Genomic DNA, 17,636 nt, shown 5'->3' with positions numbered 1-17,636 from the left:
GCTTAACCGATCGAGGCGGATTGCGCCGCGCCGCGCTGTCGCGCAACGTCCACGCAGCGGGCCACGAGCGCCGTCAGCGGATTAACCGTCGCGTACAATCGAGCCGGTCAACTGATGGTCGTTCCCGCTTCACCCGTTCCGCTGCCGATGCCGGCGCGGCGTTCCATCCGGATTTCCCATGTCTCACGTCGTCAGACGCCGGCCCGATGGCCGGCTGATCCTGTTGCTCGGCGCGCTGGCCGCGTGCGGGCCGATTTCCATCGACATGTATCTGCCGAGCCTGCCGACCATCGCGCAGGCCTTCGCGGTCGGCACGGGCGCCGCGCAATCGACGCTGACGAGCTTCATGTTCGGCTTTTCGATCGGCATGCTGCTGTACGGTCCGCTGTCCGATACCTATGGCCGTCGGCCGATCCTGCTTGGCGGCATCATCATGTATGCGCTCGCGAGCATCGCCTGCTCGCTGTCGGTCTCGATCGGCTCGCTGGTCGGTTTCCGCTTCGTGCAGGCGTTGGGCGCGGGCGCGGCGTCGGTGCTGGCTCGCGCGATCGCGCGCGACGCGCACGAGCCGGGCGACGCGGCGCGCGTCCTGTCGATGATCGCGATCGTCACGGCGATCGGTCCACTGCTCGCGCCGCTGATCGGCGGACAGTTGCTGCTGCTGGGCGGCTGGCGCGCCGTGTTCGTCGCGCTGACGCTGTTCGGTTCCGTGTGCGCGGTGACCGCATTCCTGAAGGTGCCGGAGACGTGGCCGCGCGAGATGCGCGCGCAGTCGGCGCTGCTGAAGTCGTTCGGCGCGTATGGCACGCTGCTGCGCGATCCGGTCGCCTGGGGACACATGTTGTGCGGCGGCATGGCGTTCGCGTCGATGTTCGCGTACATCACGGCGACGCCGTTCGTATACATCGAGTATTTCCACGTGTCCGCGCAGCACTATGGATTCCTGTTCGCGCTGAACATCGTCGGCATCATGTTCGGCAATTACCTGAACACGCGGCTCGTCGGCCGGCTCGGGCCGGTGCCGATCATCTCGTTCGCGGCGACCGTGAGCTTCGTCGCGTCGCTGTTCGTGTCCGTCGTGTCGCTGACGGGGTGGGGCGGCTTATGGTCGATCGTGTTCGGACTGTTCTTCGTCGTCAGCGTGGTGGGCGTGTTGTCCGCCAACTGCACGACCGATCTGATGCATCGCTATCCCGCCAACGCGGGCGCCGCGGCGGCCGTGTTCGGCGCGGTGCAGCTCGCGCTCGGCGCACTGTCGAGCCTCGCGGTCGGACTGTGGCAGGACGGCACGCCGAAGGGCATGGGTATCGTGGTCGGCGTGGCGGGCTGTTTGTGCTTTGTCGGACGCATGCTCGTGATGCGTTGGCACGGGACGAAGTCGCCGGTTGCGGCTGTGTGAGCGTGTTGTTCGGATATCGAGGGTGAGCACTGCGCGAGCGCTGTGAAAACGGCGTGAAAACTGGATGACGATCGTGCTATTCCGGCTGTGGGCATCGGCCGACGCGTGAGTTCATCGGACGCGTCTCCGGAAAACACCTGGTGTTGCGCGCGCACCACCGTGCGTCGCGGTTTGCATTGCTATGATGAAGTCACTGTTCCTCGGAGCGGCACTCATGGCGATCAAAGACCTGATGAACGGCGAACGGCAATTTGCCGCATTCGCCGAAGCGCAACGGCTGGCCGACAGCGGCGCTTATTACGATTACACCGACATCGAATACGTCTTGCGCTTTGATCACGGTTTGACGGATGTATCGGCTCTGCTCGATAGCCAGTTGATGCACCGCGATCTGAATCGTCGTTGCGCGGATGCGCGCGAAAAGCTCGAGATGGCGGACGCGTGATGCGTGTTGAGTCGTGCGCGGGTTCGTGCTGAATGAAGCATGGCGATGAATCGCTCCGAGATTTTCACTTCTGGAGTGGTTGATGACCGATAGCACGCACGCCTCACGTTTGCCCCACACCGACAATCCCGCCGCGCTGGCGAAACCCGGCGGCCACTACAGTCATGTCGCGGTCGCGAATGGCTTCGTCTTCGTGTCCGGGCAATTGCCGATCAACGCGCAAGGCGAAAAGCTCGCCGATGCGTCGTTCGACGCGCAGGCCGAACAGGTTCTGGCCAATGTGAAGGCGGCGCTCGAAAGCGTCGGCAGCAGCGTCGCGCAACTGGTGCAGGTGCGCGTGTATGTCGTCGATGTCGAACATTGGGCGAGCTTCAATCAGATCTATGCGGGCTGGGCCGGCGAGGCAAGGCCGGCGCGCGCGGTCGTGCCGGTGCCGCAGTTGCACTATGGGTTCAAGATCGAGGTTGAGGCGGTGGCGGTGGTTTGAATTCGACATTACAGCCATATAGCAACTACGGCATGACTTTCTCTGTGGCGGCCGCTAATTCTCGACATAGAGAACTCATGCCGATCGGGCAAGATGACGTTGAAAGCTTGGCGATTCTGGAAAGATCGTCGGTGTCTAGCGTCGTATCGATGTGGCGGAGCACAAAGGCTTTCAACGACGGATTACGTTTTATCAATACACCTAGTTGCGGCAAAGTGTGCCAGTGATCCACTAGCAGACGCGCAACAGCTTCTGAGTTGCCTTCCGCGATTTCGCCATCGTCACGCTGCGCGTACTTGTTGAACGCCTCATTCACGTTTGCCCACGTGTCGAGGTGATCGATTGCGGCATCCGCCGCACTTGCCTCACGCTCCGTGCAGGTTTTGCCATACGCAACCGGCATCCACGCTAGTGCAATGAAGGCGACCACACCCATGAGACGCGTCAAAAAATAGGTGCACTTGCGTCTATCCATGAGTATGTCCCGCAAGATTCCTGGCTCGATTAAGCTCAGTTGCCGCGCGCGCGGCCACGGGATCATTGAACTCTAGCGTTGCGGCTGCCATAGGTGCTATGGGCGAACTCCTAAAGCAAGGCCGATCCGATCTCGTAAGCAGGGCGGCAGCGCGCTCAGTCGCACTCTATCGATCGCGTCTGTATTGCCTTCGTTTCTATCTCGGTCTTGATTTCAGCGTGAAGCGCCGGGCGACCAACAGCGCGATCCAACAGTTGGCGCGACGCCGCCAGCCGCACCTGTTCGCCGCTGTGGCGCATCAGGTTGATCTGCGTCGCGATCGAATTCGGCGGGTTCTTTGGGGGCAGAAACGAAATACGGGCCGAAAGGCCCGTATTCATTGGATGTCTGGCGGAGGCGGTGAGATTCGAACTCACGGAAGGATTGCTCCTTCGCCGGTTTTCAAGACCGGTGCCTTAAACCACTCGGCCACACCTCCAAGCCGCAAATTGTAACCCGAAAAGACTTCGCTGCCGAGTCTAGGTGACCCGCCATCACTGCGGATCTTTCAGGAACAGCGCCTGCAAGTCGTTCAGGAACGCCTGGCCGAGTGGCGTCGGCGCGATCCGTTCGTGGTCGCGTGTGATCAGCTTGCGCTGTTCGGCTTCCTGCAACGCCGGCTCGATCGTCGTGATCGACAGGCCCGTGCGCTCGATGAACCGATGCACCGGAAATCCTTCCACCAGGCGCAGCGCGTTCAGCATGAACTCGAACGGCAGATCGCGCGGCCCGACCTCATGCTCTTCCTGCACGCCTGTGCCAGCCCTGGCCTGCTCGATGAACGTGGTCGGATGTTTGTAGCGCGCCTGGCGCACGATGCGATTAGGAAACGACAGCTTCGTATGCGCGCCCGCGCCGATGCCGAGATAGTCGCCGAAGCGCCAGTAGTTCAGATTGTGTTTGCTCTGCCGATGCGGCTGCGCATACGCGGACACCTCGTAGCGCCCGTAGCCGGCCTCGGCGGTGCGTTGATGAATCCAGTCCTGCATGTCTGCGGACGCGTCGTCGTCGGGCAACGCGGGAGGAAACCTGGCGAATAGCGTGTTCGGTTCGAGCGTCAGGTGATACAGCGACAGATGCGGCGGCGCAAACGACAACGCCGTCTCCACGTCGGTCTGGCATTCGGCGAGCGTTTGCTTGGGCAACGCGAACATCAGGTCGAGGTTGAAGTTGTCGAACGTGGTCGCGGCGACTTCGACCGCGTGGCGTGCCTGCGCCGCGTCGTGAATGCGGCCGAGCGCCTTCAGATGCGTTTCGTTGAAACTCTGGATGCCCACCGACAGCCGGTTCACGCCGCTCGCGCGAAACTGCGCGAACTTGTCGGCTTCGAACGTGCCGGGGTTCGCTTCGAGCGTGATTTCCGCGTCGGCGTCGAGCGGCAGCAGCGCGCGAATATCCGACAGCATGCGATCGAGCCCCGCCGCCGACAGCAAACTAGGCGTGCCGCCGCCGATGAACACCGTATGCACCTGGCGGCCCCAGATCAGTGGCAAGGCCATTTCCAGGTCGGCGCGCAACGCGTCGAGGTAGTCGTTCTCCGGGAACGTCTCGCCTTTCCACTCGTGCGAATTGAAGTCGCAGTAGGGGCACTTGCGCACGCACCACGGGAAATGCACGTACAGCGCAAGTGGCGGCAGCGACGTCAAACGGATGCTGCCCGGCGACGTGAACGCACTGACGACACCCTTGCCGATGTCCGCCGGCGTCGATCGGATCGGAATCACGCTTCCTCCGACAGACGCGCGAGCAGTTGCCGCAGCGCGATCGCGCGATGGCTGCTCGCGTTCTTGAACGCCGGCTCGAGTTCGGCGGCGCTCGCGTTCAGCGACGGCAGATAGAAGTACGGGTCGTAACCGAAGCCATGCTCGCCGCGCGGCGCGTCCAGGATTTCGCCATGCCAGCGGCCTTCGGCGATCAGCGGTTCGGGATCGTCCGCGTGACGCACGAGTGCGAGCACGCAGTAGTAATAGCCGCGGCGGTCGCTCACGTCGCGCAGTTCGTCGACAAGGCGCGCGTTGTTCGCCGCGTCGCTTTTCTCGCCGCCGGCGAGTTGCGCGAAGCGGGCCGAGCAGACGCCCGGCGCGCCGCGCAGCGCGCGCACGCAAAGGCCCGAGTCGTCGGCGAGCGCGGGCAGGCCGGTGAGCCGCGCAGCGTGACGGGCCTTCGTCAGCGCGTTTTCGACGAAGGTGGGATGCGGTTCTTCCGCTTCCGGCACGTTGAGCTCGCCTTGCGCGATCAACTCGATGCCGGCCGCGCCGAGCAGCGCCGCAAATTCGCGCAGCTTGCCCGCGTTGTTCGACGCGAGCACGACCTTTTTCAGCGGCATTCCCGACGTTACGCCGTGAGCATTGTTCCCGCCACCGTCCTGACGAACCGCATTCACTGCTGCACTCCCAGCGCCTCTTTCTGCTTCGCGATCAGCGTGCTGATGCCGTCGCTCGCGAGATCGAGCAGCGCATTCATTTCTTCGCGCGAGAACGGCACGCCTTCCGCGGTGCCCTGAATTTCGACGAAGCCGCCCGCCCCCGTCATTACGACGTTCATGTCGGTGTCGCACTGCGAGTCTTCGTCGTAGTCGAGGTCGAGCACCGGCACGCCGTCGTACACGCCGACCGAAATCGCGGCGACGTAATCCAGGATCGGCGAGCTTTCGATGCGGCCCGTGGCAAGCAATCTGGCGACCGCATCATGCGCGGCGACGAACGCGCCGGTGATGCTCGCGGTGCGTGTGCCGCCATCGGCCTGGATCACGTCGCAGTCGAGATTGAGCGTGCGCGCGCCGAGCTTCTCGAGATCGAACACCGAGCGCAGCGCGCGGCCGATCAGCCGCTGGATTTCCTGCGTGCGGCCGGTCTGTTTGCCGCGCGCGGCTTCACGGTCGCTGCGGGTATGCGTGGCGCGCGGCAGCATGCCGTATTCGGCGGTGAGCCAGCCCTGGCCGCGATCGCGCAGAAACGGCGGTACGCTCTCGCTGACGCTCGCGGTGCAGATCACCTTGGTGTCGCCGAATTCGACCAGCACCGAGCCCTCCGCATGCTTCGTGTAGTGACGCGTGATGCGCACGTCGCGCAACTGGTGGGGCTGGCGGCCGCTGGGGCGTTGGGTGTCGTTGCTCATGTCGGAATGGGTCGGGATGGATCGGGATGGGCCGGAAGAGGGCAGAGGCAAAACTGTAATTTTACCGCCGATCGGGTAGGGCGGTTGCCCATACGGATGGCGCGCCAAGTTGTGGGCGACGCGTGCGGCATCCGTACGTAAGGGGCATCTTAACGACGAGCGGCAATCTGTAGTGATATGGCGACCGCGCGCCGAGCCGCATCCCTGCTCGCTCGCGAGGGGATGGCTGCGACAAAAATGGGATAATGCCGATTCCCCGCCCCGCGTCTCGTACACGCCGGGCGATCCGCTTCTCAGGCCATCGTCTACCGCTTGGCCGCAATCGCGAGAAATACGATGATCTACAGCATGACTGGCTATGCGAGCGCCACGCGCGAACTCGTGGCAGCCTCGGGCACGGGTGGCGTCAGCGTGTCGGTCGAATTGCGCACGGTGAACTCGCGCTTTCTCGATCTGAACTTCCGCATGCCGGAAGACGTGCGCGTCGTCGAACCGACGCTGCGCGAGATGCTGATGAACAAGCTGTCGCGCGGCAAGGTCGACATTCGCGTGAATCTGCAGCGCAGCGAGCAGTCGGCGAACGCGGGCGCGATCAACCGCGACGCGCTCGCGCAACTCGCGCAGCTGGAACGCACGGTGCTCGAGACGTTTCCTGAAGCCGGCCGTCTGCGTACCGGCGAAATTCTGCGCTGGCCGGGCGTGCTCGCCGAAAGCGGCATCGCGCCCGAGACGCTGCGCGACGCGGTGCTCGGATGCGGCAAGCAGGCGATCGCGGACCTGATCGACGTGCGCGCGCGCGAAGGCGCGCAACTCGCGACGATGCTGCTAGCCAACGTCACCGAAATGGAGACGATCGTCGTGAAGATCACCCCGCTCGTGCCCGAGCTGATTGCGCGACATCAGCAGAAAATCGTCGAGCGTCTGCAGGAAGCGCTCGGCATCGCCGCGCCGGATGCGGCCGCGACGATCGTGTCGCGCGAAGAGATCAACGAGCGGATTCGCCAGGAAGTGACGATGTACGGCATTCGCATCGACATCGCCGAAGAGCTGTCGCGCCTCACCGCGCACCTGAACGAAACGCGTCACGTGATCGAGAAGGGCGGCAAGGTCGGCAAGCGGCTCGACTTCATGATGCAGGAGCTGAACCGCGAAGCGAACACGCTCGGTTCGAAGGCGGCGGCGAAGGAACTCGCGGATTCGTCGATGACGCTGAAGCTCTTGATCGAACAGATGCGCGAGCAGGTACAGAATCTCGAATAAGGCTGGAGCACGACACATCATGACCGACCACCATCCACGCGAAACCGGCGCGGCGCGCCATTCGTACGCCGGCGCTTATCCCGGCAACCTGTTCATGGTCGTCGCGCCGTCGGGCGCGGGCAAGTCGACGCTCGTGAACGCGTTGCTCGCGAGCGACGACGCGATCCGTCTGTCGATCTCCTACACGACGCGCCCGCCGCGTCCGAAGGAGCAGGACGGCGAGCACTATCACTTCACGACCGTCGAAGATTTCATGCAGCGTCACGACGCGGGCGAGTTTCTCGAAAGCGCGGAAGTGCACGGCAACTATTACGGCACGTCGCGCGTGTGGATCGAGGAGCAGATGAAAAACGGCCATGACGTGCTGCTCGAAATCGACTGGCAGGGTGCGCAGCAGGTGAAGAAGCAATTCCACAACGCGGTGGAGATTTTCATTCTGCCGCCGTCGCTCGAAGCGCTCGAAGAGCGTCTGAAAAAGCGCGGCCAGGACCAGCCGAACGTAATCACGCGACGCTTGCTCGCGGCGGGCGGCGAGATCGCGCACGCGGCCGAAGCGGAGTACGTCGTGATCAACGAGAACTTCGATCGCGCGCTGGCGGAGTTGCAGTGCCTCGTCGGCGCGACGCGCTCGCGCTTCGCGTCGCAGTACGCGCGTCACACGCAGCTTTTCATGCAGCTCGGCATCCACCTGCCGCACGCGTGAGCGCGGTGTGGTGTCAAGCACATAAGGTAGAATAAGCAACATACTGAGAAGGAACCCAACATGGCCCGCATTACCGTCGAAGACTGCCTCAAACAGATCCCGAACCGTTTCGAACTCGCGCTTGCCGCAACCTATCGCGCGCGTCAGCTCGCTCAAGGCCACACGCCGAAAATCGAAAGCCGCGACAAGCCCACCGTCCTCGCGCTGCGTGAAATCGCATCGGGTCAGGTCGGCGTCGAAATGCTGAAGAAGGTGCCGGTCTAAGGCCCACGGATTTTCGTTTTCGACTTGCCGGTATTCGCCACACCGGATTGCTCAACGTGCAGAACTGCGTCCAACCCTGACCGCTACCGGAGGCGACCATGAGTGCTACCCCGCCCGCCGCCCCGGAAGCGGAGCACGACACCGACTCGCCGTCCTCTGCACGCAAGTACATCGACGCGGTCCTCGAGCAATCGTTTCGCCATCTGTTCGGGCCGACCGCCACGCCGGAGCAGCCGCGCCGGCATGACGTCGTCTCCATCGCCAATCTGACGTCTGCGCTGTCCGGCTATCTGCAGCCGGAAGAGATCAAGGACATCAAGGCGGCGTTCCACTTCAGCGACGAAGCCCACCTCGGCCAGTATCGCCAGAGCGGCGAGCCCTACATCACGCATCCGGTCGCCGTCGCGCAAATCTGCGCGGGCTGGAATCTCGACGCCCAGGCGATCATGGCGGCGCTGCTGCACGACGTGATGGAAGACCAGGGCGTGACCAAGGCGGAGCTCGCCGAGCGCTTCGGCGCGAAGGTCGCGGAGCTGGTCGACGGGTTGTCCAAGCTGGACAAGATGGAGTTTCGCAATCGCGAGGAAGCTCAAGCGGAGAACTTCCGCAAGATGCTGCTCGCGATGGCGCGCGACGTGCGCGTGATCCTCGTGAAGCTCGCCGACCGGCTGCACAACATGCGCACGCTCGGCGCGGTGCCGCCGGAGAAACGTCGCCGTGTCGCGCGCGAAACGCTAGACATTTACGCGCCGATCGCTCACCGGCTCGGCCTGAATAATACCTATCGCGAGCTGCAGGACCTGAGCTTCGCGAACTTCAACCCGCACCGTTACGCGACACTCGAAAAAGCCGTGAAGGCGGCGCGCGGCAATCGTCGCGAGGTGGTCGGCAAGATTCTCGAGTCGGTGCAGCGCGCGATTGCGGACGCGAAGCTCGACGCCGAAGTCACCGGTCGCGAGAAAACCATCTTCAGCATCTACAAGAAGATGCGCGACAAGCAGCTGTCGTTTTCGCAGGTGCTCGACGTGTATGGTTTTCGCGTGGTCGTCGAGAGCGCGCTCGAGTGTTATACCTGCATCGGTGCGTTGCATGCGCTTTTCAAGCCTGTTCCGGGCAAGTTCAAGGATTACATCGCGATCCCGAAGGTGAACGGCTATCAGTCGCTGCACACCACGCTCGTCGGCCCGTTCGGCGCACCGATCGAGTTTCAGGTGCGCACGCGCAAGATGCACGAGATCGCCGAGGCGGGCGTTGCCGCGCACTGGCTGTACAAGAACGGCAGCGCGGATCTGAACGACGTGCAGAAGCGCGCGCACCAGTGGCTGAAGTCGCTGCTCGACATTCAGAGCGAAGCGGGCGATTCGAGCGAATTCCTCGAGCACGTGAAGATCGACCTGTTCCCGGATGCGGTCTACGTGTTCACGCCGAAGTCGAAGATCATGGCGCTGCCGCGCGGCGCCACCGCGCTCGACTTCGCGTACTCGATCCACAGCGACCTCGGCAACCAGTGCGTCGCGGTGAAGATCAACAACGAGCTGTTGCCGTTGCGTACCGAGCTGAAGAGCGGCGACATCGTCGAAGTCATCACGGCGCCGTATTCGAAGCCGAACCCCGCATGGCTCGGCTTCGTGCGCAGCGGCAAGGCGCGCTCGGCGATCCGTCATTATCTGAAGACGATGCGTCTGAACGAGTCGGTGCAGCTCGGCGAGCGTCTCGTCGATCAGGCGTTGAAGGGCTATGGCCTTGCGCTATCGGATGTGACGCCGGAGGCGTGGGAAAAGCTCGTGCAGTGGACGGGCAACAAGAACCGTCAGGAAATTTTCGCGGACATCGGTCTCGGCCGGCGGGTCGCCGCGGTGATGGCCAAGCGCATCGAAGTGCTGATGAGCGGGCGCGACGCCGACGACGACGGCTCGCGCTCCGAGTCCGGTTCGACGCCGCACGCGCCGCCGGTCGTCATCACCGGTACCGAGGGCATGTCGGTGCAGCTGTCCGCGTGTTGCCGTCCGATTCCGGGCGACGACATCATGGGCTATATCGGCATCGGTCTCGGCATGGCGATTCATACCACCGACTGCCGCGTCGCGCAGCGTATCCACCGGCGCGATCCGGGCCGCTGGATCGACGTCGCGTGGGCACCGCAGCCGGGGCGGCTGTTCGATGTCGCGGTCAAGGTACTGGTCAAGAACACCAAGGGCGTGTTCGCCCGCGTAGCGGCCGACATCACATCGGCGGACGCGAACATCGTCCATATCGCGATGGACGAAGATCTGTCGCAGGAATCCACGATTCTGCGCTTCGTGATCCAGGTCAGCGACCGGGTGCATCTGGCAAACGTGATGCGGCGCGTGCGCACGAATCTCGATGTGATGCGCATCACGCGTGAGCGGCCGAGCGAAGAGGGGCATCACCGCCACGACGGCGGCATGCGCATCGACCGCGAGCGCGCGGATTACTGAACGGCTTCCGGCTGGGCGTCGGCGCGGCTTGGTCTGGCGCTTCACGCCAGTCAGGCATCTTTCGTGCGGCGGTTCAGGATACATCTCAAGGCAGATCTCACCTGAACTCCAGGGGGAACGCAGATGAACGTGTCCGACCTTGCTGGCGTGGCGCTCGATTACTGGGTGGCGCGCAGCCTGCACGATTTCGTGCGCGAAATCTACTTTACCGATAGTGGCGAGACTGTTGCGATCCGCGGCAACGATCGTGGTCGTCCGTGGGACGGGCGTTTCACGCCTTCCGCGTCATGGGAGGCGGCTGCCGTTGTGCTCGAGCGCGCGATGCGGCTCGACGTGCGCGAGCAGAGCGATAAAGGCGCGGTATGCGTCGCTGAGTTCAAGGGCGGGCAGCGAGCCTCGGAGGGAATGGGCGACTCGCTGCGCATTGCTTTGCTGCGGGCGTTTGTAGTGAGCCATTTCGGCGATACCGTCCACGACGTGCTGCGCGAGCGCCAGGCACTGACCGGCATGCGGACCGAGACGATCGGCGAGCAAACGGTGGGCGGGGTCGTCGAGGACTTGCCGCACCCGGACGGGCAAATTGGGGATATCCAGTCGCCGCCGCGATGAGTTGCTGGTGCACGGGCACGGCATGGTGCGCCAGAAAAAACAAAGGGCCTTCCGGTTGGACGGCCCTTCATAGGTGGTGCGGCTGGCAGGATTCGAACCCACGACCCCTTGGTTCGTAGCCAAGTACTCTATCCAACTGAGCTACAGCCGCACGCAAAACGGTGATGCTTACTGTAAAAACTGATGAAATCTGAGAACTCCCTGTAAGGAGCGCTCTCGAATAAGGTGGTGCGGCTGGCAGGATTCGAACCCACGACCCCTTGGTTCGTAGCCAAGTACTCTATCCAACTGAGCTACAGCCGCACACAGAAACGAGATTATAGCCAACGGATTTGAAAAACGGAAGCCCATCACGGCGATTTGTGTCGCCGGCCCGATCGTGTAACCTCTTATGAGATTGTTGCTAGCTGCTGTTAATGGATGATTATGAACAAGGCCTTTGTCAAAGAGTCGAGCGAAGACAACGATGACGATCTCGACATCGCCCAGCCCGACGTGCCCGCCGGCACCAAAAACTACATGACTCCCGCCGGTCATCGGCGTATGCGTGATGAATTGCTGCATCTGATCGATGTCGAGCGGCCCGAGGTTGTCAAGCTCGTATCGTGGGCGGCGTCGAACGGCGACCGCTCGGAGAATGGCGACTACATCTACGGCAAACGCCGTCTGCGGGAAATCGACCGGCGCATCCGTTTTCTGACCAAGCGGCTCGATCTAGCCGAGGTCGTCGATAGCAGCCGGCAGGAAAACGTCGACCAGGTGTTTTTCGGCGCGACGGTCGACTATGCGACCGAGGACGGTGAAGAGCATCAGGTGACGATCGTCGGTGTCGACGAGGTCGACCTGGACATCGGGCACGTAAGCTGGATTTCGCCCATTGCGCGTGCGCTGCTAAAGGCTAAAGTCGGCGATACGGTCACGCTGTTCACGCCGGCCGGTTCGCAGCCGATCGATATTCTCGACGTCAAGTATCCGCTGCCTGATAGCGGCCGCTAGGCCTCTGGCGAGGACCTGGGCTCACGTGCACGCGCGCAGGCCTGCGCACAAAGCGGCAAAAACCCACGTCGGCACGGACATAAAAAAAGGCGCCGCGAACGGCGCCTTCTCTACTGCCAGTCCTTGTGCAGTGCTTAGAAGCGGTGACGCAGACCTGCGGTCACAGCGACTTGCTTGTTGTTGCCCGAAGCACCGCCCACGCCATTGATGTAGGCGTTAACGATCGAGTCTTCGTTTGCTGCCTGATACACGCCTTGCAGATACACGTCGGTACGCTTGGACAATGCGTACGCGGTTTGCAGGTTGACCTGGTTCCAGTGCACGTGCGTGCTGGAGAGGTTGGCGCGGGTGTACGTGTACGCGCCAGCGATGCTGATTGCCGGCGTCAGCGCGTAACGGGCGTTGGCTTCAAAGTTCTGGAACTGAGCGCTGTTGGTCGGGAAGCCGATGCCGCCCGTTATGCCCGATGAGGCCGCGCTGATACCTGCCAAGCCATGCAGGTTCGTCTGCGAGTACACGAGGCCGACCGTTGCCGGGCCGAACGCGTAGTTGGCGCCTGCGCCCCACGTTTGCTGACGCTGAGCGAAGAACGTGTTGTCGCCCGACACCGCGCCACCCGAGTTGAACGCAGCGGCTGCGCTGTTCGCGCCATTGCTGTTCAGTTGCATGTACGCAGCGGCAACGTTCAGGCCGCCCCAGTTATACGACGCGCCCGCACTGTAAGCGCGGTTGTTGGCGAAGCCGGCAGCCTGGTTCGAGAAGCCGTACAAGCCGCCAAACTTGAAGCCGCCGTAGTTCGCGCTCTGGAATTTGGCCGAATTGTTGATACGGAACGAGTTGTTCAAGTTGTCGTTGTCGAACGGGTGCGCGAACTGCGTGCCGCCGTACTGCGTGCCGGTCAGTGCCAGCGGGCCGACGTAGTCGACCATGCTGTCGTATTGACGGCCGAGGGTCACGGCACCGAACTGGTCGCTCGACAGACCGACGAAGGCCTGACGGCCGAACAGACGGCTGTTCTGCTTGAGCGTGCCGTCATTGATGCCGAAGCCGTTCTCCAACGTGAAGATGGCCTTCAGACCGCCGCCCAGATCTTCAGCGCCACGCAGGCCGAAACGGCTGCCGTTCACCGAGCCGCTCGTCATCGCCACGTTGGCGCCGTGCTGGTTACTACTCGGATTCGGATGCTGGTTGTTCGTATAAGTGATACCGGCGTCGATCAGGCCATACAGGGTGACGCTACTTTGCGCGTGCGCTGCCGTTACGAAAACGCCCGACAGGGCAGCGACCATGAGTGTCTTCTTCATTGATATAACTCCAAGAGCGAGAGAGGTATAAAACCCTGGCTTGGGAGACCTTCACGCGAGCGCTGCGAAAAGCGGAATCCGCGTGAGAAGCGCGTTGACCAGATCCGCGCCGGTTTCCGATTAGGCAGAGTGTAGAGAGACACTTCCAGGAGTTGGCGTTCCGATTCGCGCAATAAAGTATTACGCGAGAAGAAACGATCGTTAATCGCCATTCGAGCCTTATGGATAAAGGCTTTGCGCCGACTGGGCGGATTCGCCGTCTGAATTTTCCTAAAGCGCGTTGCTGATTCGCGACACCGAACGATGCGGAAAAACAACGGGAAGAAATGCGGGAAAACGATTGTTGTCGGTGCGGCAATAGACGATTGTTAATTGTGTGAATAATCGAACTTGCATATAACCGCTATACTGTAATTCCTGCTTTCCGAAGCAGACTTTTTCGTTGACGAAAAAGATCTCCAAACCTTTGTCAGCGCGACCTTCCAGTCGCGCTTTTTTTATGGCGGACGAGTTTCGCGAATGTCTCTAATGAGCGGGCGCGGTACCTTCCGCGTCGTCCCGGTCCGCCTGCGCGGACACGCTCCAGTCTTCCATCACATAACGGCGCGCATCCATTGGCGAGGAGAGCAGGTTCTGCCAGTGGTCTCCGTGCCACATCGGATCGAAGTCGAAAACGGTGCATGAATCCCCGGTCTGTGCGGGCTGGTCTGATATGACCTTTGCGTGCGAATGAGTGAGCCAGGTGAAGAGACGGTGAATTTCCTTGGACAGCATGGCAACCTCCTGAAGCGCATCGCTACAACTGATTTGCATCATGCGAGTGAGGCGGCGCCGCAACAAGTCGGACAAACACTTACGCAAAGATGGATTTTGTTACATTCGTATTGCATATTTTCGCAAATTTTTCCGTTTGCGGACTCGGATTATTTTCTTTCAGGTAAATTTGACGCATCTACCTATATCCGTGTAGTTTGAAGTCTTACCTTTTTATACGCTAAACGCATATGAAAAGTTTACTTGACGGTCATTCTCTGTTCCCCGTATAACGGCAAAGCCGAATTTGATTGGCTGTTTCTGTCTTGATCAGATATAGGCAACTGAATCGGGGTTAGATCGATTCGAGGGCAACGCCCGCTTTGGATTAATCACAGAGGGAAAACAGGAAATGGAAACTGGTGTCGTCAAATGGTTCAACGATGCTAAGGGTTTTGGCTTCATCACGTCGGACGCGGGTGGCGAGGATCTGTTCGCGCACTTTTCGGAGATCCGCAGCGAGGGCTTCAAGTCGTTGAAGGAAAATCAGCGCGTGTCTTTTGAAATCAAGACCAGCCCGAAGGGCAAGCAGGCGGCCAACATTCAGCCGCTGTAAATGCGCTGCGCTGGGCGCACCGCCCGCGCAGTCGGGAGCGAAAAACCCTCGCCGTCGCGCGAGGGTTTTTATTTTTATCTAGATGTCTCCCCAGCTCGGATCTTCGGTAACTGTGTGGTTCAAAAATACGCATTATTATCAGAAGATAATCCATCGAAACGAATTGACTACGTCTGGATTAATGGTCTGGTTTAAGCGTCTGCCGGATTTCAGCGCAAAATCGACGGCCCATGCCGACGCAGTTTCCAGTTGCGAACGCGGCGCGGTCTGGATGCGCAACGTCCAGCTGGTGCATACTTGCCGCAAATTCATGCGCCCGAATCCCTTGTCCCATGTCTGAACTGCTTTCGCCGGAACCGGCACCCGATGCACCCATCGTTTTCGTAGATCTCGAAACGACCGGCGGCTCCACGAGCGAGCACCGCATTACTGAGGTTGGCGTCGTCGAACTCGGGCTGGCCGGCGTCTCGCGCTGGAGCAGCCTGATCGACCCGCAACAGCCGATTCCGTCGTTCATCCAACAGCTGACCGGCATCACGAACGACATGGTGCGCGGCGCACCGACGTTCGAGTCGATCGCGCCCGCGTTGTTCGAGCGTTTGCACGGCAAGCTGTTCGTCGCGCACAACGCGAGTTTCGATCGCGGATTTTTACGCAGCGAATTTCGTCGCGCGGGAATCGCGTTCGATCCGGACGTGCTGTGCACGGTGCGGCTGTCGCGCGCGCTGTTTCCCGGCGAAAAGCGCCACGGTCTCGATGCGCTGGTCGAACGCCATGCGCTGGTGCCGTCCGACCGCCACCGCGCGCTCGCCGACGCCGATCTGATCTGGCAGTTCTGGCAGCGTCTGCCGACGCTCGTACCGCTGGAAGCGCTGCGCGCGCAGATCGAGCGCACGACGCGTCGCTACCGGCTCGCCGGCGACATCACCGAAGATTTGCTCGACACCGCGCCGGCTGGCTGTGGCGTGTATGCGTTTTATGGCGAAGACGATGCGCCGCTGTATGTCGGTCGCAGCGTGCGCGTGCGTCAGCGGCTGCGCTCGCATCTGACTGGCGAGCGGCGTTCGTCGAAGGATATGCGGCTAGCGCAGCTCGTGCGACGCGTCGAATGGCGCGCGACTGGCGGAGAGCTCGGCGCGATGCTCGCGGAGGCGCAGTGGATCGCAACGCTGCGGCCGGGCCACAACCGCTTGCCGCGCATGACGAAGAGCGATCCCGCGAACGCGCCGTGGCCGTTCGAGGGGCCCATCGTGTTCGAGGAGCGTGAGGACGCGCAGGGTATCTTCCACGTGGTCGATCGCTGGCGCTACCTCGGGCACGCGCCGTCGCTCGTCGCAGCGGCGCAGCTGCATGCGTCGACGCTGGCTGGGTCGTTCGAACTCTCGACGTACCGTATCCTGCAAAGCCATCTGGCGCGAGGCCTGCGCGTGATGCCGTTGAGCGTGTCGCGTGACAGCCCTGAGTCGAGCATCATCGCATGACGCTTATGCGACGTGCGCGCGCCGTGGCGTTACCGGAATCAGCCGGTGGCGCCGACTCCGCCCGTCTCGCACACGTGACCTAGTGCGTGCGTCAACGCGCTCGAATGCGCAGAGTCATAGCGCGTCAGCGCCTTCCAGTTAGCCAGCGATTGCGCGAGCCGTGACGGACAATCGTCCGCCGCGCGCAGCGGCTGCACGCGCGCCAGACTCGCCATCAACGATTGTGTCAGCTTGTCGAGCTGCGGTCGCGTGCTGGTTGCGAGATCGGGTGCGGGACCTTGCGGTGGCTGGGTGCGACGCCAGTTCGCGAAGAGCGCGTTCTGCACGTCTTTGCTCGCATCGATCTGATCCTGGAAGAACGCGCGGGCGAACGCCGGGTCGACGTTTGCCGCCGCGGCGCGCTTTGCCACCTCGGCGAGCAGCGCGTCTTCACGCGGCCTATCGGTGATCGGCTGGTGGTTCGCCCACTTCCAGCGCGCGACCGGCTCTGCGAGTGCAAGGCGCCGCGAAACTAGCGCGATCAGGCTCGTGAGCGCCGTGTCGTCGCCATCGGCGAGGGCGGGAGCGGGCGAGAAGGCGAAGGCGGCGGCGATGACGAGCGCGCATGACGCGCCGAAGCGATGCAAATGATTCATGAGGTGGACGTGGCCGGGCGGCCGTTGACGGAAAAACAGAAGAATAAATGATGCGCCGCAAACTGCGACCACCGGGCAGATTCACACGGATCGTCGGGGGACGTGGGCGAGAGAAGGAGCACGTATGCACGCGTTGGAACCGCGTGGCCCAGTGCAACTGCTGTGCTCAGGCGAGCTGATCCAGCGTCATGACGGAGATGTCGGACGCGTAATGAGGGCGCGAGTATTCGCCGCGCATGAAATCAACGAGCGCGAATGCTGCGCCGCGCCAAGGGACCATTACTTCGGATCGCACGACTTGCGTTGTTCGTCAAAGAAAGCGCGAACATGCTCGGGCAGCTCGGCTCCCAAAAACTCGACGGCCACAGGTTCCGGATCCGGGTAAAGAACTTTGTCCGGGGTCGGAATCTTCGGTGGTTTGGCATCCATGATCTTTCTCCTTTGCGAATCGATTATCGGCCTCGTTCCCCGCATCGCACCAGTGTCCGATGCGAGTCATACACACTCTGTTGCTTTAACGGCACAAGCCGACACACCAGCGGAGGGATTGAATAAAATTTATCGTCTGACTATCGCCTGCGTTTCGCGGTCTGC

Annotated in this window: 20 protein-coding genes and 3 tRNA genes; 11 read left to right on the top strand and 12 right to left on the bottom strand. The window is 61.9% G+C overall.

All coding sequences use genetic code 11. From position 1 onward, the window contains the following. The first annotated feature begins 178 nt into the window (after positions 1-178). From OKW28_RS31210 to OKW28_RS31200, 3 genes are all read left to right on the top strand, one after another. Complete coding sequence (locus OKW28_RS31210; protein WP_090801465.1) at positions 179-1,399, top strand: Bcr/CflA family multidrug efflux MFS transporter; 1,221 nt, start codon at positions 179-181, stop codon at positions 1,397-1,399. A gap of 214 nt (positions 1,400-1,613) precedes the next feature. Continuing rightward, positions 1,614-1,844, top strand: coding sequence for a hypothetical protein (locus OKW28_RS31205; protein ID WP_090805429.1), 231 nt, complete (start codon positions 1,614-1,616; stop codon positions 1,842-1,844). 82 nt (positions 1,845-1,926) lie between these two features. After that, entirely contained in the window at positions 1,927-2,331 is a 405-nt protein-coding gene (locus OKW28_RS31200) for a RidA family protein (RefSeq protein WP_090801464.1), read from the top strand. A gap of 25 nt (positions 2,332-2,356) precedes the next feature. On the opposite strand, the gene OKW28_RS31195 is transcribed toward OKW28_RS31200, so the two are convergent. From OKW28_RS31195 to rph, 6 genes are all read right to left on the bottom strand, one after another. Then, entirely contained in the window at positions 2,357-2,806 is a 450-nt protein-coding gene (locus tag OKW28_RS31195) for a hypothetical protein (RefSeq protein ID WP_429451283.1), read from the bottom strand. Between the two features lie 155 nt (positions 2,807-2,961). Further along, on the bottom strand, positions 2,962-3,222 hold the full coding sequence (locus OKW28_RS31190; protein ID WP_429451282.1) for a hypothetical protein: 261 nt from the start codon (positions 3,220-3,222) through the stop codon (positions 2,962-2,964). Then, positions 3,195-3,284 (bottom strand) — tRNA-Ser (locus OKW28_RS31185). Before OKW28_RS31185 ends, OKW28_RS31190 begins: the two co-directional genes overlap by 28 nt. A 55-nt stretch (positions 3,285-3,339) precedes the next feature. Further along, a complete protein-coding gene (gene hemW, locus OKW28_RS31180) occupies positions 3,340-4,569 on the bottom strand; it encodes a radical SAM family heme chaperone HemW (protein WP_429451280.1) in 1,230 nt (409 codons plus the stop codon). Continuing rightward, on the bottom strand, positions 4,566-5,228 hold the full coding sequence (gene rdgB / locus OKW28_RS31175; protein ID WP_429451278.1) for an RdgB/HAM1 family non-canonical purine NTP pyrophosphatase: 663 nt from the start codon (positions 5,226-5,228) through the stop codon (positions 4,566-4,568). The genes hemW and rdgB overlap by 4 nt, the downstream gene beginning before the upstream one ends. Beyond that, a complete protein-coding gene (rph, locus tag OKW28_RS31170) occupies positions 5,225-5,962 on the bottom strand; it encodes a ribonuclease PH (protein ID WP_090801456.1) in 738 nt (245 codons plus the stop codon). Before rph ends, rdgB begins: the two co-directional genes overlap by 4 nt. A 336-nt stretch (positions 5,963-6,298) precedes the next feature. On the opposite strand from rph, the gene OKW28_RS31165 reads away from it, so the two are divergent. The 5 genes from OKW28_RS31165 (at position 6,299) to OKW28_RS31145 (ending at position 11,257) form a co-directional block, all read left to right on the top strand. Then, positions 6,299-7,222 (top strand): YicC/YloC family endoribonuclease, encoded by a 924-nt coding sequence (locus OKW28_RS31165; RefSeq protein ID WP_429451276.1) that lies wholly within the window; start codon positions 6,299-6,301, stop codon positions 7,220-7,222. A 19-nt stretch (positions 7,223-7,241) separates the two neighbouring features. Next, positions 7,242-7,925 carry a guanylate kinase gene (gene gmk / locus OKW28_RS31160; RefSeq protein WP_429451274.1) on the top strand — a complete coding sequence of 228 codons (684 nt, stop codon included), beginning with the start codon at positions 7,242-7,244 and terminating at the stop codon, positions 7,923-7,925. 60 nt (positions 7,926-7,985) lie between these two features. Continuing rightward, entirely contained in the window at positions 7,986-8,189 is a 204-nt protein-coding gene (gene rpoZ / locus OKW28_RS31155) for a DNA-directed RNA polymerase subunit omega (protein WP_008921215.1), read from the top strand. A 98-nt stretch (positions 8,190-8,287) separates the two neighbouring features. Further along, entirely contained in the window at positions 8,288-10,648 is a 2,361-nt protein-coding gene (locus OKW28_RS31150; protein ID WP_429451272.1) for a RelA/SpoT family protein, read from the top strand. A gap of 123 nt (positions 10,649-10,771) precedes the next feature. After that, a complete protein-coding gene (locus tag OKW28_RS31145) occupies positions 10,772-11,257 on the top strand; it encodes a phage protein NinX family protein (RefSeq protein ID WP_429451270.1) in 486 nt (161 codons plus the stop codon). A gap of 74 nt (positions 11,258-11,331) precedes the next feature. Here the strand turns inward: OKW28_RS31145 and OKW28_RS31140 are convergent. Beyond that, positions 11,332-11,408, bottom strand: a tRNA-Arg gene (locus OKW28_RS31140). A 75-nt stretch (positions 11,409-11,483) separates the two neighbouring features. Further along, a tRNA-Arg gene (locus OKW28_RS31135) sits at positions 11,484-11,560 on the bottom strand. A gap of 123 nt (positions 11,561-11,683) precedes the next feature. Here OKW28_RS31135 and greB point away from each other — a divergent pair. Beyond that, a complete protein-coding gene (gene greB / locus OKW28_RS31130; protein ID WP_429451268.1) occupies positions 11,684-12,253 on the top strand; it encodes a transcription elongation factor GreB in 570 nt (189 codons plus the stop codon). A 134-nt stretch (positions 12,254-12,387) separates the two neighbouring features. Here the strand turns inward: greB and OKW28_RS31125 are convergent, their stop codons facing one another. Together OKW28_RS31125 and OKW28_RS31120 are read right to left on the bottom strand one after the other, a co-directional pair. Further along, positions 12,388-13,557: a porin gene (locus OKW28_RS31125; protein WP_429451266.1), complete on the bottom strand. Its 1,170-nt coding sequence runs from the start codon at positions 13,555-13,557 to the stop codon at positions 12,388-12,390. Between the two features lie 525 nt (positions 13,558-14,082). Next, complete coding sequence (locus tag OKW28_RS31120; protein WP_429451265.1) at positions 14,083-14,331, bottom strand: hypothetical protein; 249 nt, start codon at positions 14,329-14,331, stop codon at positions 14,083-14,085. A gap of 391 nt (positions 14,332-14,722) precedes the next feature. Here OKW28_RS31120 and OKW28_RS31115 point away from each other — a divergent pair, with 391 nt between their 5' ends. Together OKW28_RS31115 and OKW28_RS31110 are read left to right on the top strand one after the other, a co-directional pair. Then, complete coding sequence (locus OKW28_RS31115; protein WP_008921209.1) at positions 14,723-14,926, top strand: cold-shock protein; 204 nt, start codon at positions 14,723-14,725, stop codon at positions 14,924-14,926. 332 nt (positions 14,927-15,258) lie between these two features. Further along, the gene (locus OKW28_RS31110) at positions 15,259-16,407 is read left to right on the top strand and encodes an exonuclease domain-containing protein (protein ID WP_429451263.1); all 1,149 of its coding nucleotides are present in this window, start codon (positions 15,259-15,261) and stop codon (positions 16,405-16,407) included. A 38-nt stretch (positions 16,408-16,445) separates the two neighbouring features. On the opposite strand, the gene OKW28_RS31105 is transcribed toward OKW28_RS31110, so the two are convergent. Together OKW28_RS31105 and OKW28_RS31100 are read right to left on the bottom strand one after the other, a co-directional pair. Then, positions 16,446-17,042, bottom strand: a complete 597-nt coding sequence (locus OKW28_RS31105) for a chorismate mutase (protein WP_429451261.1) — start codon at positions 17,040-17,042, stop codon at positions 16,446-16,448. 279 nt (positions 17,043-17,321) lie between these two features. Beyond that, positions 17,322-17,471, bottom strand: a complete 150-nt coding sequence (locus tag OKW28_RS31100; protein ID WP_018421453.1) for a hypothetical protein — start codon at positions 17,469-17,471, stop codon at positions 17,322-17,324. Between the last annotated feature and the right edge of the window lie 165 nt (positions 17,472-17,636).

The organism is Paraburkholderia sp. 40 (assembly GCF_050434105.1).
Taxonomy (GTDB): Bacteria; Pseudomonadota; Gammaproteobacteria; order Burkholderiales; family Burkholderiaceae; genus Paraburkholderia; species Paraburkholderia tuberum.
This window is presented reverse-complemented; position numbering and strand designations above follow the sequence as displayed.

Excerpts from the sequence above, each read along its gene's own strand:
- OKW28_RS31210 (WP_090801465.1), top strand. The coding sequence starts at position 179 with ATGTCTCACGTCGTCAGACGCCGGCCCGATGGCCGGCTGATCCTGTTG.
- OKW28_RS31205 (WP_090805429.1), top strand. The coding sequence starts at position 1,614 with ATGGCGATCAAAGACCTGATGAACGGCGAACGGCAATTTGCCGCATTC.
- OKW28_RS31200 (WP_090801464.1), top strand. The coding sequence starts at position 1,927 with ATGACCGATAGCACGCACGCCTCACGTTTGCCCCACACCGACAATCCC.
- OKW28_RS31195 (WP_429451283.1), bottom strand. The coding sequence starts at position 2,806 with ATGGATAGACGCAAGTGCACCTATTTTTTGACGCGTCTCATGGGTGTG.
- rph (WP_090801456.1), bottom strand. The coding sequence starts at position 5,962 with ATGAGCAACGACACCCAACGCCCCAGCGGCCGCCAGCCCCACCAGTTG.
- OKW28_RS31165 (WP_429451276.1), top strand. The coding sequence starts at position 6,299 with ATGATCTACAGCATGACTGGCTATGCGAGCGCCACGCGCGAACTCGTG.
- gmk (WP_429451274.1), top strand. The coding sequence starts at position 7,242 with ATGACCGACCACCATCCACGCGAAACCGGCGCGGCGCGCCATTCGTAC.
- rpoZ (WP_008921215.1), top strand. The coding sequence starts at position 7,986 with ATGGCCCGCATTACCGTCGAAGACTGCCTCAAACAGATCCCGAACCGT.
- OKW28_RS31150 (WP_429451272.1), top strand. The coding sequence starts at position 8,288 with ATGAGTGCTACCCCGCCCGCCGCCCCGGAAGCGGAGCACGACACCGAC.
- OKW28_RS31145 (WP_429451270.1), top strand. The coding sequence starts at position 10,772 with ATGAACGTGTCCGACCTTGCTGGCGTGGCGCTCGATTACTGGGTGGCG.
- greB (WP_429451268.1), top strand. The coding sequence starts at position 11,684 with ATGAACAAGGCCTTTGTCAAAGAGTCGAGCGAAGACAACGATGACGAT.
- OKW28_RS31125 (WP_429451266.1), bottom strand. The coding sequence starts at position 13,557 with ATGAAGAAGACACTCATGGTCGCTGCCCTGTCGGGCGTTTTCGTAACG.
- OKW28_RS31120 (WP_429451265.1), bottom strand. The coding sequence starts at position 14,331 with ATGCTGTCCAAGGAAATTCACCGTCTCTTCACCTGGCTCACTCATTCG.
- OKW28_RS31115 (WP_008921209.1), top strand. The coding sequence starts at position 14,723 with ATGGAAACTGGTGTCGTCAAATGGTTCAACGATGCTAAGGGTTTTGGC.
- OKW28_RS31110 (WP_429451263.1), top strand. The coding sequence starts at position 15,259 with ATGTCTGAACTGCTTTCGCCGGAACCGGCACCCGATGCACCCATCGTT.
- OKW28_RS31105 (WP_429451261.1), bottom strand. The coding sequence starts at position 17,042 with ATGAATCATTTGCATCGCTTCGGCGCGTCATGCGCGCTCGTCATCGCC.
- OKW28_RS31100 (WP_018421453.1), bottom strand. The coding sequence starts at position 17,471 with ATGGATGCCAAACCACCGAAGATTCCGACCCCGGACAAAGTTCTTTAC.